The 23,333-nt window shown below is 68.2% G+C and carries 24 protein-coding genes; 15 read left to right on the forward strand and 9 right to left on the reverse strand.

Features of this window, described 5'->3' with window-relative positions:
* The first annotated feature begins 4 nt into the window (after positions 1 to 4).
* From AC1D2E_RS13635 to AC1D2E_RS13685, 11 genes are all read left to right on the forward strand, one after another.
* A complete protein-coding gene (locus AC1D2E_RS13635) occupies positions 5 to 856 on the forward strand; it encodes an ABC transporter ATP-binding protein (protein ID WP_478197886.1) in 852 nt (283 codons plus the stop codon).
* A 5-nt stretch (positions 857 to 861) separates the two neighbouring features.
* Positions 862 to 1,611, forward strand: coding sequence for an ABC transporter permease (locus tag AC1D2E_RS13640; RefSeq protein WP_478197922.1), 750 nt, complete (start codon positions 862 to 864; stop codon positions 1,609 to 1,611).
* The gene (locus tag AC1D2E_RS13645) at positions 1,590 to 2,348 is read left to right on the forward strand and encodes an ABC transporter permease (RefSeq protein WP_478197887.1); all 759 of its coding nucleotides are present in this window, start codon (positions 1,590 to 1,592) and stop codon (positions 2,346 to 2,348) included. Before AC1D2E_RS13640 ends, AC1D2E_RS13645 begins: the two co-directional genes overlap by 22 nt.
* Before the next feature lie 249 nt (positions 2,349 to 2,597).
* Positions 2,598 to 3,368, forward strand: coding sequence for a class II aldolase/adducin family protein (locus tag AC1D2E_RS13650; protein ID WP_478197888.1), 771 nt, complete (start codon positions 2,598 to 2,600; stop codon positions 3,366 to 3,368).
* Between the two features lie 45 nt (positions 3,369 to 3,413).
* On the forward strand, positions 3,414 to 4,253 hold the full coding sequence (locus AC1D2E_RS13655; protein ID WP_478197889.1) for a TauD/TfdA dioxygenase family protein: 840 nt from the start codon (positions 3,414 to 3,416) through the stop codon (positions 4,251 to 4,253).
* A 50-nt stretch (positions 4,254 to 4,303) separates the two neighbouring features.
* Positions 4,304 to 5,044 (forward strand): GntR family transcriptional regulator, encoded by a 741-nt coding sequence (locus AC1D2E_RS13660; RefSeq protein WP_478197890.1) that lies wholly within the window; start codon positions 4,304 to 4,306, stop codon positions 5,042 to 5,044.
* Positions 5,045 to 5,099: 55 nt separating this feature from the next.
* Positions 5,100 to 5,933, forward strand: a complete 834-nt coding sequence (locus tag AC1D2E_RS13665) for an SDR family oxidoreductase (RefSeq protein WP_478197891.1) — start codon at positions 5,100 to 5,102, stop codon at positions 5,931 to 5,933.
* Entirely contained in the window at positions 5,930 to 7,111 is a 1,182-nt protein-coding gene (locus tag AC1D2E_RS13670; RefSeq protein WP_478197892.1) for a pyridoxal phosphate-dependent aminotransferase, read from the forward strand. The genes AC1D2E_RS13665 and AC1D2E_RS13670 overlap by 4 nt, the downstream gene beginning before the upstream one ends.
* A 10-nt stretch (positions 7,112 to 7,121) precedes the next feature.
* On the forward strand, positions 7,122 to 8,003 hold the full coding sequence (locus AC1D2E_RS13675; RefSeq protein WP_478197893.1) for an alpha/beta fold hydrolase: 882 nt from the start codon (positions 7,122 to 7,124) through the stop codon (positions 8,001 to 8,003).
* A complete protein-coding gene (locus AC1D2E_RS13680) occupies positions 8,003 to 9,283 on the forward strand; it encodes a Zn-dependent hydrolase (RefSeq protein ID WP_478197894.1) in 1,281 nt (426 codons plus the stop codon). Before AC1D2E_RS13675 ends, AC1D2E_RS13680 begins: the two co-directional genes overlap by 1 nt.
* Positions 9,280 to 10,218 (forward strand): cupin domain-containing protein, encoded by a 939-nt coding sequence (locus AC1D2E_RS13685; protein ID WP_478197895.1) that lies wholly within the window; start codon positions 9,280 to 9,282, stop codon positions 10,216 to 10,218. The genes AC1D2E_RS13680 and AC1D2E_RS13685 overlap by 4 nt, the downstream gene beginning before the upstream one ends.
* Here the strand turns inward: AC1D2E_RS13685 and AC1D2E_RS13690 are convergent.
* Positions 10,215 to 11,786: a cation:proton antiporter gene (locus AC1D2E_RS13690; RefSeq protein WP_478197896.1), complete on the reverse strand. Its 1,572-nt coding sequence runs from the start codon at positions 11,784 to 11,786 to the stop codon at positions 10,215 to 10,217. The two genes, AC1D2E_RS13685 and AC1D2E_RS13690, sit on opposite strands and share 4 nt — an antisense overlap.
* Between AC1D2E_RS13690 and AC1D2E_RS13695 the strand changes: the two genes are divergently transcribed.
* Positions 11,764 to 11,940: a hypothetical protein gene (locus AC1D2E_RS13695; protein ID WP_478197897.1), complete on the forward strand. Its 177-nt coding sequence runs from the start codon at positions 11,764 to 11,766 to the stop codon at positions 11,938 to 11,940. The genes AC1D2E_RS13690 and AC1D2E_RS13695 overlap by 23 nt on opposite strands.
* A 12-nt stretch (positions 11,941 to 11,952) precedes the next feature.
* Here the strand turns inward: AC1D2E_RS13695 and AC1D2E_RS13700 are convergent, their stop codons facing one another.
* Positions 11,953 to 13,005, reverse strand: coding sequence for a transporter substrate-binding domain-containing protein (locus tag AC1D2E_RS13700; protein WP_478197898.1), 1,053 nt, complete (start codon positions 13,003 to 13,005; stop codon positions 11,953 to 11,955).
* An 81-nt stretch (positions 13,006 to 13,086) separates the two neighbouring features.
* Positions 13,087 to 13,668, reverse strand: a complete 582-nt coding sequence (locus AC1D2E_RS13705; protein ID WP_478197899.1) for a TetR/AcrR family transcriptional regulator — start codon at positions 13,666 to 13,668, stop codon at positions 13,087 to 13,089.
* Between the two features lie 99 nt (positions 13,669 to 13,767).
* Between AC1D2E_RS13705 and AC1D2E_RS13710 the strand changes: the two genes are divergently transcribed.
* The 3 genes from AC1D2E_RS13710 (at position 13,768) to AC1D2E_RS13720 (ending at position 15,282) form a co-directional block, all read left to right on the forward strand.
* Positions 13,768 to 14,235 (forward strand): nuclear transport factor 2 family protein, encoded by a 468-nt coding sequence (locus tag AC1D2E_RS13710; RefSeq protein ID WP_478197900.1) that lies wholly within the window; start codon positions 13,768 to 13,770, stop codon positions 14,233 to 14,235.
* Between the two features lie 95 nt (positions 14,236 to 14,330).
* Positions 14,331 to 14,564: a hypothetical protein gene (locus AC1D2E_RS13715; RefSeq protein ID WP_478197901.1), complete on the forward strand. Its 234-nt coding sequence runs from the start codon at positions 14,331 to 14,333 to the stop codon at positions 14,562 to 14,564.
* Between the two features lie 73 nt (positions 14,565 to 14,637).
* Positions 14,638 to 15,282, forward strand: a complete 645-nt coding sequence (locus AC1D2E_RS13720; protein ID WP_478176226.1) for a hemerythrin domain-containing protein — start codon at positions 14,638 to 14,640, stop codon at positions 15,280 to 15,282.
* 33 nt (positions 15,283 to 15,315) lie between these two features.
* Here the strand turns inward: AC1D2E_RS13720 and AC1D2E_RS13725 are convergent, their stop codons facing one another.
* From AC1D2E_RS13725 to AC1D2E_RS13750, 6 genes are read right to left on the reverse strand one after another with little or no spacing between them, the layout of a single operon-like run.
* Positions 15,316 to 15,720: a ribonucleotide reductase subunit alpha gene (locus AC1D2E_RS13725; RefSeq protein ID WP_478197902.1), complete on the reverse strand. Its 405-nt coding sequence runs from the start codon at positions 15,718 to 15,720 to the stop codon at positions 15,316 to 15,318.
* Between the two features lie 10 nt (positions 15,721 to 15,730).
* Complete coding sequence (locus AC1D2E_RS13730) at positions 15,731 to 16,537, reverse strand: peptidylprolyl isomerase (protein ID WP_478197903.1); 807 nt, start codon at positions 16,535 to 16,537, stop codon at positions 15,731 to 15,733.
* A 10-nt stretch (positions 16,538 to 16,547) separates the two neighbouring features.
* Positions 16,548 to 17,282, reverse strand: a complete 735-nt coding sequence (gene narI / locus AC1D2E_RS13735) for a respiratory nitrate reductase subunit gamma (RefSeq protein ID WP_478197904.1) — start codon at positions 17,280 to 17,282, stop codon at positions 16,548 to 16,550.
* Positions 17,279 to 17,968, reverse strand: coding sequence for a nitrate reductase molybdenum cofactor assembly chaperone (narJ, locus tag AC1D2E_RS13740; RefSeq protein WP_478197923.1), 690 nt, complete (start codon positions 17,966 to 17,968; stop codon positions 17,279 to 17,281). The genes narI and narJ overlap by 4 nt, the downstream gene beginning before the upstream one ends.
* 8 nt (positions 17,969 to 17,976) lie before the next feature.
* A complete protein-coding gene (gene narH, locus AC1D2E_RS13745; protein WP_478197905.1) occupies positions 17,977 to 19,500 on the reverse strand; it encodes a nitrate reductase subunit beta in 1,524 nt (507 codons plus the stop codon).
* Complete coding sequence (locus AC1D2E_RS13750) at positions 19,497 to 23,315, reverse strand: nitrate reductase subunit alpha (protein WP_478197906.1); 3,819 nt, start codon at positions 23,313 to 23,315, stop codon at positions 19,497 to 19,499. The genes narH and AC1D2E_RS13750 overlap by 4 nt, the downstream gene beginning before the upstream one ends.
* Between the last annotated feature and the right edge of the window lie 18 nt (positions 23,316 to 23,333).

Here is a 23,333-nt window from a genome sequence, read left to right on the forward strand (position 1 = left end):
GGCCATGAAGTTCGTGCCCCACGAGGTGATGTTGCCGGCCGCGGCGGATGCCGCGCCGCCGATGCTCGAGCTGGTCAACGTGTGGAAGCGCTTCGGCGAAGGCCAGGCGCAGACCGTGGCGGTGTCCGGCGTCAACCTGCGGATCGCGAAGAGCGAGTTCGTGACGCTCGTGGGGCCTTCAGGCTGCGGCAAGTCGACGCTCTTCAACATGATCTCCGGCCTGCTGCCACCCGACGACGACGGCTCGCTGCTGTTCGGCGGTGCGCCGCAGCGCGACGGCCAGCTGCTCGGCAAGGTGTCCTTCATGCCGCAGCGCGACCTGCTGTTCCCGTGGCGTACGGTGCTCGACAACGCGATCCTGGCGCTCGAGGTGGAGGGCGTCCCGCGCAAGAAGGCGCGCGACCGTGCGCGCGCCATGCTGCCCGAGTTCGGCCTGAGCGGCTTCGCCGACCACTACCCGCACCAGCTCTCGGGCGGCATGCGCCAGCGCGTGGCGCTGATGCGCACCTTCCTGTTCGAGCGCGACCTGCTGCTGCTCGACGAGCCTTTCGGTGCGCTGGACGCGCTCACGCGCAGCCGCATGCAGCACTGGCTGCTCGACATCTGGGCGCGGCATCGGCGCACGGTGCTGTTCATCACGCACGACATCGACGAGGCCATCGTGCTCGGCGACAAGGTGCTGGTCATGACGGCGCGCCCCGGCACGGTGAAGAGCGAGACGGCCATCGACCTGCCGCGTCCGCGTGATCCGTCGATCGTGCTGTCGCCCGAGTTCATCGGGCTCAAGCAACGGCTGCTGGCCGAGATCGAGGAGGAGAGCCGCAAGACTTTCGCCCAGGAGGAGCGCGCCTCGTGACGTCCATGATGCAACGCGCGCTGCGTTCCCCCGTGCTGGCCTTCGTCGGGCTGGCGATCGTCTGGGAGATCGCGGTGCATGCCTTCGCGCCGTCGCCGCGCTACCTGCCGGCGCTGAGCGCCATCGCGCAGGACGCCTGGTCGGTGGGGCCGCAGCTGATGCGCGGCTTCGGCCGCACGCTGCTCGAAACCGTGCTCGGCTTCGCGATGGGAGCGCTGTTCGGCTGCGCCTGCGGCACGGCCTTCTCGTATTCGCGCTGGATGGAGCGCTCGGTGTTCCCGCTGTTCGTGGTGTCGCAGACGGTGCCGGTGGTGGCCTTCGGCGCGCTCATCGTCATCTGGTTCGGCAACTCGCTGCTGGCCAAGGTCATGACCGCGTTCTTCCTGACCTTCTTCCCCGTCACCGTGAACACGCTGCGCGGCCTCAAGTCCTGCGATCCGCAGCGCATCGCGCTGATGAAGAGCTTCGGCGCCGGCGGGCTCCTCATGTTCTTCAAGCTCGCCGTGCCCTCGGCCCTGCCGCAGATCATGGTGGGCCTGCGCGTGGCCATCGGCCTGAGCCTGATCGGTTCGGTGGTCGGCGAATGGTTCGGCGAGACGACGGGCCTCGGCGTGATGCTGATGGAGGCGATGAACGCCGATCTCGTCGTGCGGCTGTGGGTCGTGATGTTCGCCTGCGGGCTGATGGGTGCGCTGCTCTACGGGCTGCTCACCTTCGTGGAAAGGAGGCTCGTATGGTGGCGCAGCGAAAGCTGACGGCATCGCCCGTGCTGCCGGTGATCCTGAGCGTCATCGTGCTGCTGGCGGTGTGGGAGGGCGCGATCGCGCTCTTCGAGATCCCGCCCTTCGTGCTGCCGAGCCTGGGCTCGATCGTGCGTCATGCCTTCACCGACACCGGCCGCCTCGCCGCGGCGCTGGCGGCGACACTCGGCGAGGCGCTGGGCGGCTATGCGCTGGGCAGCGTGCTCGGCCTCGCGGTGGCGGTGCTGCTGCTGCTCGCGCCGCCGCTGGAGCGCATCGTGATGCCGCTGGCCGTGGCGGTGAACGCCGTGCCGACGGTGGCCTATGCACCGCTGTTCCTGATCTGGTTCGGGCTCGGCGCGGCCTCGAAGATCGCGCTGGTCGCGCTGGCGGTCGGCTTCACGATGCTGGTGAATGCGCTGCATGGCCTGAAGCAGGCCGACCTGGCGGCCGTGAACCTGATGCGCAGCTTCGGTGCCGGGCCCCTGAAGATCGTCTGGCGCCTCCGGTTGCCGGTCGCCATGCCCTCGGTGGTGACCGCGCTGCGCATCGGCGTGCCGCGCAGCATGATCGTCGCGATCGTGGGCGAGATGCTCGGCGCCTATGCCGGACTCGGCCGGATGATCTATGAATCGACGCAGCAGGTCGACCTGCTGAGCGTGTGGTCGGCGGTGCTGGCCGCCTCGGTGGCCAGCATGGTCTTCTATGGCCTGCTGGTCTGGATCGACCAGAAACTGGTGTGGTGGAAATGAGGCTCGCCCCCAGGTTGCCCGCACTTCGTGTCGGGCGCCTCGAGTCGCTGCCAGAGGCAGCGGCCCTTCGAAGCCGTCCAAGCCTGCGCAGGCAGGCTTGGAGCCGCGGCTCCTCAGCCCCCAGCCGGGGGCAACACCAGCGGCCCGGCAAAGCCGGTTCCGCGGTGTTCCACGAAAGGGCCTCGCTGCGCTGGCCGAATTGTCTCGTGCGTTGCGTGTCGCGCAGCGCGGTGAAAAGCTGACATGACCATGAACGAATTTCATTCTCCCGTGTATCCGGCCACCGAAGCCGAGCTGCGCGTGCAGCTCGCCGCCTGCTACCGGCTGGTGGCGCACTTCGGCATGGACGACCTGATCTACAACCACATCTCGGCGCGCGTGCCGGGGCCCGAGCACCACTTCCTCATCAACCCCTACGGGCTGCTGTTCTCGGAAGTGACCGCATCGTCGCTGGTGAAGATCGACCTCGACGGCAACAAGGTGGACGAGACCGACAGCGAGGTCAACCAGGCCGGCTTCGTGATCCACAGCGCGATCCATGCGGGACGGCCCGACGCGCTGTGCGTGCTGCACACGCACTCCGACGCCGGCACCGCGATCGCGGCCATGCCGAACGGCCTGTCGCCGCTGAGCCAGTTCGCGATGCGCTACCAGGGCCACACCGCCTTCCACGACTACGAGGGCGTGGCGCTGGAGACCGGCGAGCGCGAGCGCCTGGTGCGCGACCTGGGCCCCCACCACACGCTGGTGCTGCGCAACCACGGCATCCTGACCGTGGGCCGCACGATTCCCGAGGCCTTCATTCTCATGTACTACTTCGAGAAGGCGGCCAAGGTGCAGCTGCTGGCGCAGGGCGGTCTTGCGCCCGGCGAATCGCTGGTGTACCCGCAGCCCGAAGCGAGCGCGCTGGCGGCGCGCCAGTTCACCGAATTCGCCGGCGACATCCTGCCGCCCGGAACCCGGGAGTGGCCGGCGTTCCTGCGCATGCTGGAGCGCACCCAACCCGACTACGGGCGCTGACGCCTGCTTCTTTCCTCAGACCTCAGACAGACACGAATCCCGACCATGCAACTCGAGAACCTCACCTCCTTCATCGGTACCGAAGTCAAGGGCATCGACCTGCGAGAGCCCGTGAGCGATGCCGACTTCGCGGTGCTGCGCGACACGCTCAACCAACGCTCGGTGCTGCTGTTCCGCGGCCAGAAGCTCGACGAATCCCAGCATGTCGCGTTCTCGCGCCGCTTCGGTCCGCTGCTGGGCCATGTGCTGACCCAGTTCCTGAAGAAGGAGCACCCCGAGGTCTATGTGCTGTCGAACGTGTCGGAGAACGGCAAGCCGATCGGCAACCACAAGGAGGGCTGGAACTGGCACTCCGATCTCTCGTACAAGGCCGAGCCCTCGATGGGCGCGCTGCTCTATGCGCTCGAGGTGCCGCCGGTGGAGGGCGACACCTTCTTCGCCTCGATGCATGCGGCCTACGAGGCGCTCGACGAGGACATGAAGGCGCGCATCCGGCCCATGACCGCCACCCACAGCTACGCGAACTACTACGGGCGGGCCTTTGCCGACCGCAACCCGCTGACGCCCGAGCAGCTGGCCGCCACGCCCGACGTGGTGCACCCGCTGGTGCGCACGCACCCCGAGACGGGCCGGCTCTCGCTCTATGTCGGCGAGGACGTGGTCAAGCAGATCGACGGCCTGCCAGCCGAGGAAAGCGCCACGCTCCTCGCCGAGCTCAACGCGCACGCGATCGCGCCCGAATTCAGCTACCGCCACCAGTGGCTGGCAGGCGACCTGCTGGTCTGGGACAACCGCTGCACCATGCACCGCGCCACGCCCTACGACGACAGGGTCTATCGGCGCGTGATGCACCGCACCACCGTGGCCGGAGACCGTCCGTTCTGAATCCTCGAGACCGCAACCGGCCGGCGTTTGCCCACAACCAGAAAGAAGACATGAGCATCGAACCCAAGGAACCCGATACCGCGCAAACCTCGGAGCCGCGTGGGCGCGACCGGCAGCGTGTGAGGGGCGGCGCCACGCTGTCCGACGAGCTGAAGGACACGCTCGAGGACCTGATCGTGAGCGGCGTGCTCAAGCCCGGCGCCCGGCTCGACGAGGCCGAGCTGTCCGAGCGCTTCAAGGTGTCGCGCACGCCGGTGCGCGAGGCGCTCAAGGCGCTGGCCGCCACCGGCCTGGTGGACCTGCGCAGCCGCCAGGGCGTGTGCGTGGCGCGCATTTCGCTGCCGATGCTCATCGAGATGTTCCAGATGATGGCCGTGATGGAAGGCCTGTGCGCCAAGTTCGCCGCGCGCCGGTCCACCGAGGCGCAGAAGCTGCGCATGGGCCAGCTGCACGACGAACTCACGCGCATCCTCGCTTCGGGCGACCACTCGCGCTTCTACGACGTGAACCAGGACTTTCACGACGCGCTCTACGAGGCTTCCAACACGCACTACCTGGCCGAGCAGACCCGTGCGCTGCGCAAGCGCGTGCGCGTCTACCGCCGCTACGTCACCTTCCAGCCCGGCCGCATGGCCGCCACCATCGGCGAGCACGGCGCGATCCTCGACGCGATACGGCGCAACGACCCGGCCGCTGCATTCGCCGCCGCCGTCGACCACGTGAGCCTGCTCGAGGACGACATCGTCGACCTGATCGCGGCGCTCTCCGAGCAGGACACGGGCGTGGCCTGAGCTTCATCCCGCATTGACATCCCATTTTTCGATCCGCATCCCAGGACAACACGCCATGAAACTCCAACTCGAAGGCAAGACCGTACTCATCACCGGAGCCTCCAAAGGCATCGGCCTCGCAGCCGCCCACGCGTTCGCGGCCGAAGGCTGCCACCTGCACCTGGCCGCCCGCGACGGCGTGGCCCTGACGGCGGCGCGCGAGGAAATCTCGAAGGCCCACCCGGTCACGGTGGCGATCCATCCGATGGACCTCGCCGCACCCGGCGCGATGGGCCAGCTTGCCGACGCCGCCGGCCCGGTCGACATCCTCGTGAACAACGCAGGCGACATTCCCTCGGGCCCGATCGAGTCGCTCGACTTCGCCGCGGTGCGCCGCGGCTTCCAGCTCAAGGTGCTTGGCTACATGGAACTCAGCCAGATCTACTACGCCCGGATGAAGGCCGCGGGCGGCGGCGTGATCGTCAACGACATCGGCAACTCCGGCGAGAACTGGGACGCCAACTACATCGCCGGCTCCACCGGCAATGCGGCCGTCATGGCCTTCACGCGCGCGCTCGGCGGCGTCAGCCTGGACGACGGCATCCGCGTGGTCGGCGTCAACCCCGGCCCGGTGGCCACCGACCGCATGGTCAAGCTGATGAAGCGCCGCGCGCTCGACACGCACGGCGACGAGGGCCGCTGGGAGGAGCTGTTCGACAACTATCCCGGCGGCCGCCCGGCGACGCCCGAAGAAGTGGCCGAACTGATGGTCTTCCTGGCCTCGCCGCGTGCGGGCTACATCACCGGCACCGTGGTGACCATCGACGGCGGCATTGCCGCGCGCGGTTCGATCATCAAGACCAGCAAGAGGGTCATCGCGGCCGAGCAGGCGCGGAGGCTCGCGGCATGAGCGCGGTATTGAAGTCCTTCCCCGCGGCACCCGCCGCCCCGGCGACGAACGATGCGGAGACCCGCAACCAGTACTTCGACCGGCTCTTCACCAACCCCGACCTGATGTGGCTGGGCCAGAACACCAACCACTTCCCGCTGCATCCGGCCGTGCGAAAGGCGCTGCACGACGCGATCGACGACGAGAGCTTCCATGCCTATGCGCCGCCGCTGGGCATGGAGGCCTTGCGCACGGCCATCGTGGCCGACCTGGGCGTGCCGGAGCAGTCGGCGGTGGTCACCGACGGCGCGGTCTCCGCGCTGGCGCTGGCCTGCCGCGCCTTCTGTGCCGAAGGCAAGGGTTTCGTCACCACCGACCCGGGCTGGAAGTGGCCGCTCCAGTTCGCGGCCAAGGCCGGCTCGGTGATCACCGAGATCCCGATCTACGGCCCCGAGTACGGCTTCAAGCTTTCGGCCGAAGCGCTCGCCGCGGCGACCGACAAGGACACCGCCGTCATCTACCTGGTCGATCCGAACAACCCGCTCGGCACCGCCTACACCGAGGACGAGATCCGGGCCTTCGCGGACCGCGCGCGCGAGATCGGCGCGATCCTGATCCACGACTGCACCTACCGCGACTTCGCCGACAGCCACACGCTGGCCGCGCGCTTCTATCCGGAAGGCACGGTCACCATCGTGAGCTTCTCGAAGTGGCTCGGCCTGGCCGGGCTGCGGCTGGGCGCGCTGGTCGCGTCGCCCGTGCTGCTGGCGCGCATCCTTCCGCATTCGCAGGCGCCGCTCGGGGCCAGCGTGCTGGCCCAGCGCGCGGCCATCGCGGGCCTGGCCGTGAAGGACGAATGGATGCGCAGCGTGATCGCGCAGCAGCGCGAGAACCAGCGCCTGATCGTCGATGCCTTTGCCCGGCTGCCAGGGTTCGAGGTGCCGGTGTTTCCTTCGCAGGCGAACTTCATCGTGGTCGAGTGCACCGGCGCCGGCGTGACGCCCGAGGCGCTGGTCACCGCGCTCGGCGAGCACGACATCATGGTGCGCCAGGGCACCTACCACACGCCGCGCTTCGGCCACCGCTTCGTGAAGATCTCCACCACCGTGCCGAAGGCCTGGGCCCAGGCCCTGTGCGACGTGCTGCCGCGGGCTGTCGAGCGCGCCCGCAGCCTGCCCGCGACCGCGGCACTTTTCTGAGGAGCGGCGCATGAGTTTCGCCACCACCGCGGACGGCGTCCGCCTGTACTACGAGACCGCCGGCAGCGGCGCGCCCATCGTGTTCGTGCACGAGTTCGGCGGCGACCACCGCAGCTGGGAACCGCAGATGCGCTACTTCGCGCGGCGCCACCAGTGCGTCACTTTCGGCGCGCGCGGCTATCCGCCGTCGGACGTGCCGGCCGGCATGGAGCGCTATTCGCAGGCCATCGCCGCCGACGACATCGCCGCGGTGATGGATGCGCTGGGGCTGGCGCGGGCGCACATCGTGGGCCTCTCGATGGGCGGCTTCGCGACCTTGCATTTCGGCCTGCGCCATGCGGCGCGCGCGGCCTCGCTGGTGATTGCCGGCGCGGGCTATGGCGCCGAGAAGGCGCACGAGGACTACTTCCGCGGCGTGTCGCTCGAAGTGGCGCGCCAGTTCGAGGCACAGGGCTCGGAGCGCTTCGCGCGCACCTACTCGCTGGGGGCGAGCCGGGTGCAGTTCCAGAACAAGGACCCGCGCGGCTGGCAGGAGTTCGCCACCTGGCTCGGCGAGCACGATGCCGTGGGGGCGGCCAACACCATGCGCGGCGTGCAGGCGCGCCGGCCTTCCATCTATGACCTGGAGCGCGAGCTGCGCGCCATGGCGGTGCCCTCGCTGGTGGTGGTCGGCGACGAGGACGACCACTGCCTGCAGCCCGGCATCTTCCTCAAGAAGACCGTTCCGGCCTGCGGCCTCGCCGTCATGCCCAAGACCGGCCACACGCTCAACCTCGAGGAGCCCGCCGCCTTCAACGCCTTGCTGGCCGAGTTCTTCGCCCAGGTCGAGGCCGGCCAGTGGAAGCCGCGCGACCCGCGCGCGCTGCCCAGCCAGATCATGAAGACCGACTGATGAGCGAGGCAGCCCCGGCCCGGGCGCCGGCCCTCCTGCGCGTCGATGCCGACCGGTTGTGGGGCCGGCTGATGGCGCTGGCGCGCTGCGGCGCCACGCCCGGCGGCGGCGTCAACCGCCAGGCGCTCAGTGCGGAAGAAATCGCGTCCTGGCAGGTGATGATCGATTGGGCCCGGTCGGCCGGGCTGGAGCCTTCGACCGATGCGGCCGGCAACCTGTTCGTCGCGCTGCCGGGCATGGACCGCGCCGCACCGCCCGTGCTCGCCGGCAGCCACCTCGACAGCCAGCCCGGCGGCGGACGCTTCGACGGCGTGTACGGGGTGGCCGCTGCGCTCGAGGTGCTGGTCACGCTGGCGGAGCAGGGCGTGCGGCCGGCCGTGGACATCGTCTGCGTGGCCTGGATGAACGAGGAGGGATCGCGCTTCGCGCCCGGCATGATGGGCTCGGAAGCCTTCGCCGGCGTGCGCAGCCTCGAGGCCGTGCGCGCGACGCGCGACGCCGAGGGCGTGTCGGTCGCCGAGGCGCTCGATGCCTTGCATGCGGCCTTTCCCGCTCTGCGGCGCCGGCCGCTCGGCTTTGCGCTGAAGGCGTACATCGAGGCGCACATCGAGCAGGGTCCGGTGCTGGAGGCGCAGGGGCGGGTGATCGGCGTCGTCACGGGCATCCAGGGAAAGAAGACCTTCGACATCGTGATCGAAGGCGAGCGAGGACATGCCGGCACGCTCGCGATGGCGGACCGGCGCGACGCGCTGGCGGCCTTCGCGCGCACGGCCGCGGCGCTCTACAGCGAAGTCGGCGGGCACGACCCGGCCGTCAAGTTCACCATCGGCCGGCTGCAGGTCGAACCGAACGCGCCGTCGGTCGTGCCCGAGCGTGTCACGCTGCGGGTCGACCTGCGCCATCCCGACAACGCGGTGCTGGACCGGCTGGGCGCCCGGCTCGTCGCGCTCTGCGAGACCCACGCCGCGCCGTGCCGGGCCACGGTGACGCGCCTGGTCGACGCCCCTTCCAACCGCTTCGACCCGCAGTTGCAGCGGGCCATTGCCGACGCCGCCGCGCTCGACGCACAGCCATTCATGCCCATTCTTTCCGCCGCCGGCCACGACGCGCGCCACATGGCGCCGCTGTGCCCGAGCGCGATGATCTTCATCCCCTGCCGCGGCGGCGTGAGCCATGCCGAGCACGAGTGGGCCGAGCCCGCGCACGTGGCGGCAGGCGCGAACGTGCTGCTGCGCGTGCTGCTGCCCTGCGCGGGCGTCGAGGAGGGCCTGGCCCGATGAGCGTCGCGACCGATGCGCCGATGGCCGACATGGCCGACCTGCCGGTGCAGCAGCCGAACGCACCGGCCAGCGCTGCGCAGGCGCGGGCGCGCTTCTTCAATTCGGGCAACGCCTTCAATGTGAAGCTGCCCGAGGTGCCGGCGCGCCTGTTCGCGGCGCCGACGGGCGCCGAGTCCGGCGTGTTCGACTGCGACCAGCGCGACGCGCTCGGCTGCGCCTTTCCTGCCACCACGCCGCTCATGCTCGCGCGCTATGTGCGCATCGCTGCCGGCGATGTGCGAGCCGTCGGCGTCGGTGCGACCGCTTCGGTCTGGTACGTGATCTTGGGCGCCGGCCGGGTCGGTGGGATGGCGGAGCCCCTGGCCTTCGGCGCCGGCGATGTCTTCCTGCTGCCCGGCGCCCCGGGCTGCCGCCTCGAAGCGGGGGCGGGCGGCGCCCTGCTGTGGACGGTGGGCAACGAGCCGCAACTGGCCTTCGACGCCTCGCAGCCGCCGGGCCCGGCCGATGCGCCGGTCGAAGCGGTGCACTACCCCGCCGCGGAGATCGAATGCCAGTTGGCGCTGCTGTCTTCGATGGGCAGCCGCGACAGCACCTCGGGCCGGGCGCTGATCTTCTCCTCCGATCGGCAGGAGGCCGCGCGCAATCTCACGCCCACCCTGACGCTGAGCTTCAACACCCTCGCTGCGCAGACCCATCAGCGCACGCATCGCCACAATTCGGCGGCGGTGACGCTGGTGGTTCAGGGGGAGGCCTGCCACTCCATGGTCGGCGGGTCGCATTGCCCTTGGGCTCCCTGGGCCACGCTCGTGACCCCGCCGGGTGCGCCGCATTCGCACCACAACGCCGGCGACGCCGGCGCGCGCTTCCTGATCGTGCAGGACGGTGGGCTGCACTACCATATGCGGACGATGGGCTTCGAGTTCCTCGAGGCCTAGTCTGCGCTGGCGCCGCCGGCGCTCAGTTCCGCCCAGTCGAATTCCTGCAGCAGGACCCGATAGGCGTCGTCGCCGATCACCTCGTCCCGGCGAAGTTCGAAGGCGCGCTGCCGTGCGACCGTGATCGCCCGTCGTCGGAGCGCGCCTGCGGACAATTCGTCGATCGAGGGCCCGGGTCCCGGGCTGGAATGGAGTTCCACCGCCGCGCCGTACTCCTTGCGCAACAGCTTCGCTGTCAGGCTCTCGTCGTCCTTGATCGCGTCGAGGAGTGCGCCATAGGCCTGGATCCGGCCAAGCCGGACTTCTCGGCCGACCGGGTCGTCGTCGGCCAGGCCCATCCGGCGGATCAGCGGCGCCATCGTCAACCCCTGCAAGACCAGGGTGCCGAACACCACGGCGAATGCGCAGAGCAGGATCAGGTCCCGGAACGGGAAAGGCGCGCCGCTCGGGAGCGTCTCGGGGATCGCGAAGGCGGCTGCCAGCGTCACGATGCCCCGCATGCCGGCCCAGGACAGCACCACGCTGCTGCCGAATGTGGGCGCCGCATTCGCTGCCAATCCGGGCCTGGGACGGCGTGCGCGCCAGCGCTTGATCGAGTGATAGCCGAAGACCCAGGCGAAGCGTGCCGCGATCGTCACGCAGAGGACTGCGACCGCCGTGACGATGGCATCGTTGCGCGCGCTTCCGGTCTCGAGTCGGTCCCAGATGGGCCGCAGCTGCATCCCGATGAGCACGAACGCGAATGCGTTCAGGATGAACACCGCGGACTCCCAGACCGTGAACGCGGGCACGCGCATGCGGGCCGGCATCCGCGCGCCGCTGCGCCGCGCCAGGGTCATCGCGAAGGCGACCAAGGTCAGGATGCCTGAAAGTCCGATGGCTTCGGCGGCGATCCAGACGCCGAAGGTCAGGGCGAACTGGACGATCAGCGCGATCGGCACGTCGCGCAGCCGGGTCGTCAGCGAGCCCACCGCATACGCACAACCCACACCGACCACGAGGCTGCCGAAGATGGTCAGCAGGAAGACCGGTGCAAGGCTCGCGAAGCCGAGATGGCTGGCCATCGCGGCCATGATGGCCAGCCGGTAGACCAGCAGCGAGCTGGCGTCGTTGAGCAGGCTCTCGCCCTCGAGGATCTTCAGCAGCTTGTGCGGCAGTCCGACCTGGCGCATCACCGCGGTGGCCGCCGCCGCATCGGGCGGCGCGACGATCGCGCCAAGCGCGATCGCGACCGCCCAGGGCATGCCGGGCACGAGCCAGCGCGCCACGCAGGCGACGGCCAGCACGGTGGCACCGACGGCGGCGATCACGAGGCCGGCCACCGGTCGCCAGTTGCGTCGCAGGTCGCGCAGCGACGTGTCGTAGGCCGCGTCGACCAGCACGGGTGCGACGAACAGCGTCAGGGCCAGGTGGGGATCGAGGGTCCAGTTGGGGCTGTGCGGCACGAACGCGAGCAGGGCGCCGCCGATCGCGAGGAAGGTGGGGTAAGGCGCGCCGATCCGGTTCGCCAGTGCCGCGCGCAGCGCCGCGCCGAGCAGCAGCAGGATGATCCATTCGAAGGTTGCCATGACAATGCGTGGAGTTTGTGGCCAGGCCGCGATCCAGGATACCTTCTCCTGCCGGTCGTCCGCAGCCCGGAACGCCGGGCCGCTGTCGCGCCCGGAAGCCGTGGAGGCCGCAGGGCTGGCGCAGAAGGCGGAGCTGCTGCGCGACAAAGGCTGAGCACGGCGCCGCCTACCTGCGCGAGGCGAACCACTTGTCGTGGATCTCCTCATACGTCCCGTCCTGGTAGACCTCCAGCAGTGCCTCGTTGATCTGCTTGCGCAGCGGGCTGCCCAGCGCCACGACGATGCCGTACTTCTCGGGCCTGAACACGGGGCCCACGACCTGCAGCGTGCCCTTGCCCGACGTGGCGGCCCAGTATTGCAGCGTGGGCGCGTCGAAGACGATGGCCTGCACCTTGCCGCGCATCAGCAGGTCCACGCCCGCAGCGGGATTGGCGATTTCAACGACCGGCAGGTGCAGCCGCGCCAGGTAGTCGGCCGCGATGCTGCCGGGCACCGTCGCGATCGTCTTTCCGGGCAGGTCGCCCGGTCCCGCAATGCTCGAGCGCAGCCGAAGCACCGTCTGCGATGAGGTGACGGTCGCAGTCAGTTGCGCGATCAGCACGATCCCCATCAGCCACACGCACGCGATCACGAGCCGCCTGAGCGCGCCCGGGGTACTTCGCTCGCCATGCTCGCCGGTGGCGATGATGAGCATCGTGTTCCAGACCTCGTTGCCGACTCCGGCCGCGTAGCCTTTGCCGAGTTCCGGATTGCGCCTGTGTTCAATGAACCAGAGCACGTTGGCCCACAAGAACACCAGCACGAGTGCCGCGGCGAACAGCTTTCCGATGGTGCTCCAGGGGATGGCCAACAAGGTCGCGAGGACCGGGCCTTCCTCTTCGGCGCGGACCATGATCTGCAGGCCGGAGTCGAAATAGGATTGCGAAAAGTCGGCAACCTTCTCGCGCTCCGGCGTCATCACGATGGCCGAGACGGCGACGTCCGCATCGCCGCGACGTACGCTCTCCAGCTGCTCGGCGCGCGGCCCCGCGTCCACCCATTCGAACTTCACGTCCATCCGGCGCGCGAGTTCGTTCCACAGGTCGACGCTGAAGCCGGTCAGCCGACCGTCCTGCCAGAACACGAAGGGTGCCAAGGGTCCGGTGGCCACGCGCAGTGGAGCGACGGGTGCTGCGACCGCCTCGGTCGCGAACGCGCCGGCAGCGAACACCAGCGTCACACACATCGTCGCGAGGCGTGCCGAACATCGGGTCATCGTGCAGAGAATATGCACCCTCGCCGCCAGGCGGATTGACGCAGCTCAAGCGCTTGTCTTCAGCGTCGCCTTCAGGAGCTGTTCGAAGCCGGATGACACCTGTTCGGCATCCATGCCCAGCTGCACGTGAACGATCGCGCCGTCGACAGCCAGCGCCAGCGATTGCGCGAGGGCACGCCGGCGTCGTCCCGGCGGCAGCGTCGATGAGATCGCCTCGATCATCTCTTCCTTGTGGATGCGGCTCACCTCGAGCACCTCGTCGCTGGACGTACCGAGTTCCACCGATGCGTTGATGAATGCACAGCCGCGAAAACGCGCGTCGGACCACCATTCCTTCAGCGTCGGAAGGAGTGCCATCGCTCCAATTCTTGCGCTCCCATGCCGGGCCAGCGCGTCCCGGAACCAGTCGATCCACAGTCGGTGCCGATAGTCGAGGTAGGAACGAATCAGGTCGTTCTTGCTCGGGAAGTGCCGGTAGAAGGTGACCTTCGTGACACCGGACGCGGCGATCAGCTTGTCGATGCCGGTCGCTCGAATTCCGTCTCCATAGAAGAGGTCGTGAGCGGTCGCGAGGATGCGCTCTCGCGCGGGCAGCTCGGCAATTTCCTGACTTCTCGATGTGGGCATGGCGCCAGTGTAGACAGCTTCGTCTACATTTGCTACATTGAGGCCATGTAGACGAACCTGTCTACATGCCAAACCCCATCAACCTTGGAGGTCCACGCCATGGAAACTCGCCCGCCGCTGCCGCCGTTCACCAGAGAATCAGCCATCCAGAAGGTCCGACTCGCCGAAGACGGGTGGAACACCCGCGATGCGGCGAAGGTCGCACTCGCCTATACGCTCGACACGAAGTGGCGCAATCGGGTCGAATTTGCCAACAGCCGTGAGGAAGCCCAGGGCTTCCTCGAGCGCAAGTGGCGCAAGGAACTGGACTACCGCCTGATCAAGGAGCTCTGGGCCTTCGATGGCAACCGCATCGCCGTCCRCTACGCCTACGAGTGGCGCGACGACTCCGGCAACTGGTTTCGCTCGTATGGAAACGAGAACTGGGAGTTCCGCGAGGACGGACTGATGCAGCGCCGCTTCGCGTGCATCAACGACATGCCCATCCAGGCTTCGGAGCGAAAGTTCCACTGGCCGCTCGGCCGCCGTCCCGACGACCACCCCGGCCTCAGCGACCTGGGCCTCTGATGGTCCGCCGCCGGCGATCGTCCGGGCGGTGGCGCAGGCCATTGCGCTGAAGGGGGTTGTCGCCCTAAAGTCGCGCCAAACCAGGAGGAGCCAGGATGGCGACCGAACAAGCCGCGTTCGTGTACCGGGGATACCGGGTGCATGCTTTCACCAGTCAATCGCCCTACCGGAAGCTGTGGGCCTGGGTGACCTTCGATCTCGTGACCGGGGTTCAGGGCGGCCATCCGCGCCACCTCGTCCCGGGGGAGTTCTACGACGAGGAATCTGCATTGACTGCGGCCTATGGCTATGCGAGGAGCAGGATCGACAAGCGCGAGGTCTGGGGCTGAATTTGATCTGCCTCAAGACGCGGAACGCAGAACGGAGGATGCTGAGCGATGCGAACTCCCCGGACCGTGCAGCATGACACCCGCGAGCCTGACCATCATCCGCCACGAACACCGCGCGCTGTCGGCGATGTTGCGGTCGATCTCGCTGCTGCTCGACACGCACCGGCGCCGCGGCACCTTGCCCGACTTCGATGCGCTGCAGGCCATGCTGTTCTACGTCGACGAGTTTCCCGAGAAGCTCCACCATCCGAAGGAAAGCGGCTTTCTGTTTCCGAAGCTGCGGGGTCGCACGCCGCACATGGACGCGGTGCTCGATCGGCTCGATCGCGACCACGCGCGAGGCGAGCAGGCGGTACGTGAACTCGAACACGCGCTGCTTGCCTTCCGGCTGATGGGTGGCACTGCCCAGAGGGAGGCCCGCCGGGAGGCTTTCGATTCGGCGGTGAAGCACTACGTGGATTTCTACCTCGAGCACATGGGCGTCGAGGAACGAGAGGTCCTGCCGTTCGCGGAGGCGGTTCTCAAGCCTGAAGACTGGGCCGAGATCGATGCAGAATTCCTGAAGAACCGCGATCCGCTGATCGGCTACGAGGCCGACGAGGCGTACCGGCCGCTGTTCACCACCATCCTCGCCGCCCTCGAACATTCCGGCAACTTCGCCTCGGTGCTCGAAGCGCTCGCCGGCACTGCGAAGCCGCGATTCCCGTCGCAGCATTAGCCAGGTCCGGCTGGAAAGGCTCGATGGCCGGGCTCATGAAAAGCCCAGCGGCTCCCCATGCAGGTCGTAGGCCGCGTAGCGGCCGAAGGCGCCCTGGCGGACGTCGTCGACCATCGCCTCGACGGCGCGCTCGGTCTCGGCGTCGCTCGGCGCACTCCGGCCCTTGCCGGAGAGGCCGGCGACGAACACCACGTGCCAGGCCGCGCCGAGCTCGCGTGCTTCGGCCGCCAGGCCCGCGAAGCTGCCGAGCGCGTCCGGTGCCTTGTCCACGCACATCACCGGAGCGAGCTCGCCGCCCTCGCCGGCCTCGAAGCGGGCCCGTTGCTCGGCACTCGCATCGGCGGGCAGGCTCGCGGCCGCGAAGACGAACAGAAGACGCTGGGGCTCGGGCTGCGATCGGGCGGCCTGCAGCAGGAGCTCGAAGTGGGACGGGTTCATGGCGTTGCCGCTATTGGACCAGCGGTGAATCGGCGGCCTCGAGGTCCACGCCTTCGATCCGGGCGTCGGCCGCGAGCAGCTGCAGGAACTGGCGCGTCGCGGCCACGAAGGCCTGCTGCCGCAGGGCCAGCTCGACCGCGGCGCGCACCGCCTCGAAGGGCCGCTGGATGCCGGGCTCGCGCGCGATGACCTCGACCACGTGCAGGCCGAAACGACTGTGGACGAGGCGCGGCAGGACGCCGACTTCGGCCCGGCCGAAGAGTTCGCGGCCGAATTCCGGCGCGCAGTCGCCGAGCTCCAGCCAGCCCAGCTCGCCGCCCTCGGCGCCGCTCGGGCAGTTCGACAGCGCCGCCGCCTGGGTGGCGAAGCTCGGCGACGCGCTGCCGTCGAAGCAGCGCACCTCCAGCATGGCCATCTCCGCGCGCCTTCGCAGCGCCACCACGTCCACCCCGGGCGTCACCGCGAAGAGGATGTGTCGCACGCGCACCCCCTCGCCGCCGCGATACTGGCCCTCGTGGGCGGCGTGATAGCGCCTGCATGTCTCCTCCGAGGGGTCGGGCAGCGAGATCGAGCGGTCGAGGAGCGCCTCGATCGCGTCGGTGGCGGCCTCGCTGGTCGAACCGTCGACCGAGGCCGCGTCCGCCCGGTCGAGCAATCCGGCAGCCTGCGCGGCCTGGCGCAGCAGTTCGGTGCAGGCGCGCTGGCGCAGTTCCTCGGCCGACAGCAGCAGTCCCGGCGCATGAAGCGCGACACCGTTGACGCGGGCGATGGGCGGCACCCCGAGGGCCGGATCCGTTGCGATGGGTTCGACTTGCATGGGGCTGCCCTCAATCGTTCGCGCCGGACGAACGCGGCTGATTCTGTCCGGGCGGCACATTGAGCCGCCGGCTGCGGACCACCTGGTAGGGCCGCAGAAGGTAGCCGACCGAAGCGAATCCGCTCCACACATGGACCAGGCGGCTGAAGGGAAAGAGAAGAAAGATCGTCATCCCCAGCACCAGGTGGAACAGGTACGGCCACGGCAGGCCCGCGAGCAGCTCGGCGTCGACGGCCCGCAAGGTGAGGATGCGCTGCGCCCAGTCCGCAAGAATCAGCATCACGCTGCCGTCCGAGTGCGCCCAGGAGAAGGGCAGGGTGATCAGCCCCACCACCAGCTGCACCCAGAGGATCAGCAGGATCGCGATGTCGGTCCGGTGGCTGGTGTAGCGGATCCGAGGATCGAACAGCCGGCGGTAGATCAGCATCGACAGCCCGATGAAGCAGAGCACGCCGAAGATGCCGCCCGAATAGATGGCGATCTTCTGCTTGACCGGTGCTTCGAGGAAGTGGCTGTAGAAGGCGTGCGGCGCGAGCAGGCCCACGAAATGCCCGAAGAACAGGAACAGGATGCCGATGTGGAAGAGGTTGCTGCCCCAGCGCAGCAGGCCGCTGCGAAGGAGCTGCGACGAATCGCTCTTCCAGGTGTACTGGTCGCGATCGAAGCGGATCAGGCTGCCGAGCAGGAACACCGTGAGGCAGATGTACGGATAGACACCAAAGACAAAGCCGTGCAGCGTGGTCATGCGCGTTCTCCTTCGACAGGGCGGTCCCTGCGGACGATGTGAATGGGTTGCGGCTGGTCGGGTCGGCCCTGGCCCTTGACCGAACAGCCGTCGAAGACCACCGGCTCCTCCCAGCTGGCGTCCATCGGCTCCTCGGGCGCGATCACCACCGGCTGCGCACTCTCGCCTGCCAGTTCGAGCAGCGCGCCGAGCACGCTGGCGTAGGCACTCTCGCGCTGCTGAAGCGCCGCGAAGATCGCGTTGAACAGGTGCGCCATCTCGGCCAGAAACTGGCGCGCCTCGCGCGGCGGCTGGGTCGATGCGAACTCCAGCACGACCGGCAGGAAATCGGGCAGCTCGTCCTCGCGGACGAAGAGGCCGGCGGCCTCGTAGGTGCGCGCCAGGTCGATCATGGCCGGCCCCCGGTCGCGCGAGTCGCCGTGGACATGCTCGAACAGGTGCAGCGAAGTGGCCCGGCCGCGGTCGAACAGGTCGACGTAGCGGGCCTCGCTTTCCAGCGGGCCGGCGCGGCCGAGCAAGTCGAGCAGCGCGTCGAGTTCGGCCAGCCGCGAAGGCGACAGGGCGCGCTCGTCGTGAAGCGCGCTGCGCAGCGCCTCGAGGTTCCGGCGCAGCTCGTCATCGGGATAGCCGAGCAGGCGGCCCAGCGCGCGCAGGCTCCTGGAAGCCGCGGGTGCATGCTTGAAGATCGACATGCTCAGACCTCCGCCTTGATCGGGATCGTGCGCTTGCGGTGGCCGCCGAAGAGGCTCACATCGCTCGAACCGTCCGAACAGCCATTGCCGAAGGAGAAGCCGCAGCCGCCGCGCACGTCGAAGGTGTTCTCGGCATATTCGCGATGGCTGGTCGGAATCACGAAGCGGTCCTCGTAGTTGGCGATCGCCATGACGTGGTACATGTCCTCGACCTCGGCCTGGCTGATGCCGACCTGCTCCAGCGCGTCCAGGTTGATGCGTCCGTCGACATGCTTCTCGCGCTGGTAGGCGCGCATGGCCAGCATGCGCTCGAGCGCCCGCACCACCGGCACCGTGTCGCCGGCGGTCAGCAGGTTCGCGAGGTACTTGACCGGGATGCGCAACTGGTTCACGTCGGGTATCTGGCCATTGATGCCCACGTGGCCGGCGTTCGCGGCGGCGGTGATGGGCGACAGCGGCGGCACGTACCAGACCATCGGCAGCGTGCGGTACTCGGGATGCAGCGGCAGCGCGACCTTCCAGTCGACCGCCATCTTGTAGACCGGGCTCTTGCGCGCGGCCTCCATCCAGGCGTCCGGAATGTTGTCGATGCGCGCCTGCGCGATGACCGCCGGATCGTTCGGATCGAGAAAGATGTCGAGCTGCGCCTGGTACAGGTCGCGGTCGTGTTCCACGCTCGCCGCTTCCTGGATGCGGTCCGCGTCATACAGCAGCACGCCCAGGTAGCGGATGCGCCCGACGCAGGTCTCGCTGCACACCGTCGGCTGGCCGGCCTCGATGCGCGGGTAGCAGAAGGTGCACTTCTCCGCCTTGCCGCTCTTCCAGTTGTAGTAGATCTTCTTGTACGGGCAGCCCGAGACGCACATCCGCCAGCCCCGGCACTTGTCCTGGTCGATCAGCACGATGCCGTCTTCCTCGCGCTTGTAGATCGAGCCCGAGGGGCAGCTCGCCACGCAGGCCGGATTGAGGCAGTGCTCGCACAGGCGCGGCAGGTACATCATGAAGGTGTTCTCGAACTCGCCGTAGATGTCCTTCTGGATGTCGTCGAAGTTCTTGTCCTTGCTGCGCTTGCTGAACTCGCCGCCGAGGATCTCCTCCCAGTTCGGGCCCCATTCGATCTTCTCCATGCGCTGGCCCGTGATCAGGCTGCGCGGGCGCGCGGTGGGCGTGGCCTTCATTTCGGGTGCCGACTGCAGATGGCCATAGTCGAAGGTGAAGGGCTCGTAGTAGTCGTCGATCTGCGGCATGCTCGGGTTCGCGAAGATGCGCATCAGCAGCTTCCAGCGCGCGCCCTGCCGCGGCTCGATGCGGCCGTTGGGCTTGCGCACCCAGCCGCCGTTCCACTTGTCCTGGTTCTCCCACTCCTTCGGGTAGCCGATGCCGGGCTTGGTCTCGACGTTGTTGAACCATGCGTACTCCATGCCGGGACGGCTGGTCCAGACGTTCTTGCAGGTCACCGAGCAGGTGTGGCAGCCGATGCACTTGTCGAGATTGAGCACCATGCCGATCTGGGCGCGTATCTTCATGCGGCCTCCCCGAGTTGTTGCACCACCTCGGCCCGCTCGTCGCCGCGCGGCGTGTCGAGCCAGTCGACCTTGTCCATCTTGCGCACGACCACGAACTCGTCGCGGTTGGTGCCGATGGTCCCGTAGTAGTTGAAGCCGTACGACAGCTGGGCGTAGCCGCCGATCATGTGGGTCGGCTTGAGCACGATGCGCGTGACGGAGTTGTGGATGCCGCCGCGCTGGCCGGTGATCTCAGATCCCGGCGTGTTCACGATCTTTTCCTGTGCGTGGTACATCATGACCATGCCCGGCTTGATGCGCTGGCTGACGACGGCGCGGGCCGCGATGGCGCCATTCACGTTGTAGAGCTCCACCCAGTCGTTGTCCTCGACGCCGATGGCCTTCGCATCGTCTTCGCTGAGCCAGATGATCGGGCCGCCGCGGCTCAGGGTAAGCATCAGCAGGTTGTCGGTGTAGGTCGAGTGGATGCCCCACTTCTGGTGCGGCGTGATGAAGTTCAGCAGGATCTCGGCGTTGCCGTTCGAGCGGATGCCGTGCATGCCGGCGGTGGCCTTCAGGTTCACCGGCGGCCGGTAGCTGGCAAAGCCCTCGCCGAAGGCCAGCATCCACGGATGGTCCTGGTAGAACTGCTGCCGCCCTGTCAGCGTGCGCCAGGGGATCAGCTCGTGCACGTTGGTGTAGCCGGCGTTGTACGACACCGTCTCCGACTCGATGCCGCTCCAGGTCGGCGAGCTGATGATCTTCCGCGGCTGCGCCTGGATGTCCCTGAAGCGGATCTTCTCGTCCTCGCGGTGCAGCGCCAGGTGCGCGTGGTCGCGCCCGGTCTGCTTCGACAGCGCCTCCCAGGCCTTCACCGCCACGTGCCCGTTGGTCTCGGGCGCGAACTGCAGGATCATCTCGCAGGCATCGATGTCGCTGTCGATCCGGGGCATGCCGCAGGTGGCGCCTTCCTCGGTGACGACCCCGTTCAGCTGGCCGAGCTGGCGCACCTCGGTCTGGGTGTTCCACGCAATGCCCTTGCCGCCGTTGCCGATCTTGTTCATCAAGGGCCCGACCGCGGTGAAGCGCTTGTAGACATTCGGATAGTCGCGCTCGACGACGCTCAGTCCCGGCGCGGTCTTGCCCGGCACCAGCTCGCATTCGCCGCGCTTCCAGTCTTTCACCTCGAAGGGCTGGGCCAGCTCGCCGGGCGAGTCGTGCATCAGGGGCGTCAGCACCACCTCGCTCTCCACGCCGAGATGACCCACGCAGATCTCGCTGAACTTCTTCGCGAAGCCCTTGTAGATCTCCCAGTCGCTCTTCGATTGCCAGACCGGCTCCACCGCCGTGGACAGCGGATGGATGAAGGGATGCATGTCGCTGGTGTTCAGGTCGTTCTTCTCGTACCAGGTCGCCGTCGGCAGCACGATGTCGGAATACAGGCAGGTCGTGCTCATGCGGAAGTCGAGGGTGACCAGCAGGTCGAGCTTGCCCTCTGGCGCCTTGTCGTGCCAGACGACCTCGGTGGGCTTGGCTTCCTCGCTGCCGAGATCCTTGCCCTGCACCCCGTTGCTGGTGCCCAGCAGGTGCTTGAGGAAGTACTCGTGGCCCTTGCCCGAGGAGCCGATGATGTTGGACCGCCAGACGAACATGTTGCGCGGCCAGTTGTCCGGATGGTCGGGGTCCTCGCAGCTCATGCGCAGCGTGCCGTCCCGCAGCGACTGGACGACATAGTCCTTCGCGTCCATGCCCGCGGCCTGCGCGTCGCGCACCACCTGCATCGGGTTCGTCTGCAGCTGCGGTGCCGAGGGCAGCCAGCCCATGCGCTCGGCGCGCACGTTGTAGTCGATCATGCTGCCGCCGTAGCGCGCCTTGTCCGCGAGCGGCGACAGGACCTCGTCGACGCCGAGCTTCTCGTAGCGCCATTGGTCGGTGTGGGCATAGAAGAAGCTCGTGGAGTTCATCTGCCGCGGCGGACGGATCCAGTCGAGCGCGAAGGCCAGCGGCGTCCAGCCGGTCTGCGGGCGCAGCTTCTCCTGGCCGACATAGTGGGACCAGCCGCCGCCGCTCTTGCCGATGCAGCCGCACATCATCAGCATGTTGATGACGCCGCGGTAGTTCATGTCGCTGTGGTACCAGTGGTTCATGCCGGCGCCGATGATCACCATCGAGCGGCCCTGGGTCTTGTCGGCGTTCTCGGCGAACTGGCGCGCGACGCTGATGACCTGGTCGCGCGGCACGCCGGTGATCTGCTCCTGCCAGGCCGGCGTGTAGGGCGTGTTGTCGTCGAAGTCGGCGGCGGCCAGTTCTCCGGGCAGGCCGCGCGCAACGCCGTACTGGGCGGCCTGGAGGTCGAACACCGTGGCCACCAGGGCCTCGCGCTTCTCGCCTTCCTTGCCCAGGGGGATTCGCTGGACCGGCACCGTGCGGACCAGCACGTCGTCCTGCGCGTTGGAAGCGAAGTGCGCGTGAGGGATGCCGCCGAAGTACGGAAACCCGACCCTGGCGACCTGGTCGCCGGGATGCTCGCCTTCGAGCAGCGAGAGCTTGAGATTCACTTCGTGGCCGTTGCGTGCCTCGCGGGCCTCCAGATTCCATTGGCCGGTGTCGGCACGGCCGTCCGGCCCCCAGCGGAAGCCGATCGTGCCGTGCGGCAGCACCACCTTGCCCTGGGCGTCGAAGGCGACCGTCTTCCACTCGGGATTGTTGGCCTGGCCCAGCTGGCCGTTGAAGTCGGACGCGCGCACGTAGCGGTCCGGTACCATCACGGTCTCGCCGTTGGCGAGCCGGTGCTCCTTCAGCATCACCAGCATCGGCAAGTCGGTGTAGCGGCGGGCATAGTCGTCGAAGTAGGCCGAGCGCGGCTGGCCGTTGCCGCCGAAGTAGAAGTCCTTCAGGATGACGTGGCCCATCGCCATGGCCAGCGCTGCGTCGGTGCCCTGCTTCGGATGCAGCCACAGGTCGGACAGCTTCGCGACCTCGGAGTAGTCCGGCGTGATCGCGACGGTCTTGGTGCCCTTGTAGCGGACCTCGGTGAAGAAGTGGGCGTCCGGCGTGCGCGTCTGTGGCACGTTCGAGCCCCAGGCGATGATGAAGCTCGAGTTGTACCAGTCGGCGGATTCGGGCACGTCCGTCTGCTCGCCCCAGATCTGCGGGCTCGCGGGCGGCAGGTCGCAGTACCAGTCGTAGAAGCTCATGCAGACGCCGCCCAGCAGGCTCAGGTAGCGGCTCCCCGCCGCGTAGCTGACCATCGACATGGCCGGGATCGGCGAGAAGCCGATGATGCGGTCCGCGCCGTGCTTCTTGATGGTGTGGACGTTCGCTGCCGCGATGATCTCGTTGACCTCGTCCCAGGTCGAGCGCACGAAGCCGCCCAGGCCGCGCACGCCCTGGTAGTCGCGCCGCTTGGCGTCGTCATGCACGATTGCCGCCCAGGCTTCGACCGGATCGAGCGCCATGCGCGCCTCGCGCCAATGCTGCAGCAGCCGCCCGCGCACCATCGGGTACTTGACGCGGTTGGCGCTGTAGAGGTACCAGCTGTAGCTGGCGCCGCGCGCGCAGCCGCGCGGTTCGTGGTTGGGCATGTCCCAGCGGGTGCGCGGATAGTCCGTCTGCTGGGTCTCCCAGGTCACGATGCCGCCCTTGACGTAGATCTTCCACGAGCAGGAGCCGGTGCAGTTGACGCCGTGGGTGGAGCGCACGATCTTGTCGTGCGCCCAGCGGTTGCGGTAGGCGTCCTCCCATGTGCGGTCCTCGCCCGTGGTGACGCCGAGGTCGCCCGAGAAGCCTTCGCGCGGGTTCGAGAAGTGTTTGAGGCGATCGAGAAAATGGCTCATGAAATGTCTCCGGAAAGA

The organism is Variovorax sp. P1_H2 (genome assembly GCF_056405295.1).

Coding starts and splice junctions, on each gene's coding strand:
- AC1D2E_RS13635 (WP_478197886.1), top strand. CDS start 5: ATGAAGTTCGTGCCCCACGAGGTGATGTTGCCGGCCGCGGCGGATGCC.
- AC1D2E_RS13640 (WP_478197922.1), top strand. CDS start 862: ATGATGCAACGCGCGCTGCGTTCCCCCGTGCTGGCCTTCGTCGGGCTG.
- AC1D2E_RS13645 (WP_478197887.1), top strand. CDS start 1,590: ATGGTGGCGCAGCGAAAGCTGACGGCATCGCCCGTGCTGCCGGTGATC.
- AC1D2E_RS13650 (WP_478197888.1), top strand. CDS start 2,598: ATGAACGAATTTCATTCTCCCGTGTATCCGGCCACCGAAGCCGAGCTG.
- AC1D2E_RS13655 (WP_478197889.1), top strand. CDS start 3,414: ATGCAACTCGAGAACCTCACCTCCTTCATCGGTACCGAAGTCAAGGGC.
- AC1D2E_RS13660 (WP_478197890.1), top strand. CDS start 4,304: ATGAGCATCGAACCCAAGGAACCCGATACCGCGCAAACCTCGGAGCCG.
- AC1D2E_RS13665 (WP_478197891.1), top strand. CDS start 5,100: ATGAAACTCCAACTCGAAGGCAAGACCGTACTCATCACCGGAGCCTCC.
- AC1D2E_RS13670 (WP_478197892.1), top strand. CDS start 5,930: ATGAGCGCGGTATTGAAGTCCTTCCCCGCGGCACCCGCCGCCCCGGCG.
- AC1D2E_RS13675 (WP_478197893.1), top strand. CDS start 7,122: ATGAGTTTCGCCACCACCGCGGACGGCGTCCGCCTGTACTACGAGACC.
- AC1D2E_RS13680 (WP_478197894.1), top strand. CDS start 8,003: ATGAGCGAGGCAGCCCCGGCCCGGGCGCCGGCCCTCCTGCGCGTCGAT.
- AC1D2E_RS13685 (WP_478197895.1), top strand. CDS start 9,280: ATGAGCGTCGCGACCGATGCGCCGATGGCCGACATGGCCGACCTGCCG.
- AC1D2E_RS13695 (WP_478197897.1), top strand. CDS start 11,764: ATGATCCATTCGAAGGTTGCCATGACAATGCGTGGAGTTTGTGGCCAG.
- AC1D2E_RS13690 (WP_478197896.1), bottom strand. CDS start 11,786: ATGGCAACCTTCGAATGGATCATCCTGCTGCTGCTCGGCGCGGCGCTG.
- AC1D2E_RS13705 (WP_478197899.1), bottom strand. CDS start 13,668: ATGCCCACATCGAGAAGTCAGGAAATTGCCGAGCTGCCCGCGCGAGAG.
- AC1D2E_RS13715 (WP_478197901.1), top strand. CDS start 14,331: ATGGCGACCGAACAAGCCGCGTTCGTGTACCGGGGATACCGGGTGCAT.
- AC1D2E_RS13720 (WP_478176226.1), top strand. CDS start 14,638: ATGACACCCGCGAGCCTGACCATCATCCGCCACGAACACCGCGCGCTG.
- AC1D2E_RS13725 (WP_478197902.1), bottom strand. CDS start 15,720: ATGAACCCGTCCCACTTCGAGCTCCTGCTGCAGGCCGCCCGATCGCAG.
- AC1D2E_RS13730 (WP_478197903.1), bottom strand. CDS start 16,537: ATGCAAGTCGAACCCATCGCAACGGATCCGGCCCTCGGGGTGCCGCCC.
- narI (WP_478197904.1), bottom strand. CDS start 17,282: ATGACCACGCTGCACGGCTTTGTCTTTGGTGTCTATCCGTACATCTGC.
- narH (WP_478197905.1), bottom strand. CDS start 19,500: ATGAAGATACGCGCCCAGATCGGCATGGTGCTCAATCTCGACAAGTGC.
- AC1D2E_RS13750 (WP_478197906.1), bottom strand. CDS start 23,315: ATGAGCCATTTTCTCGATCGCCTCAAACACTTCTCGAACCCGCGCGAA.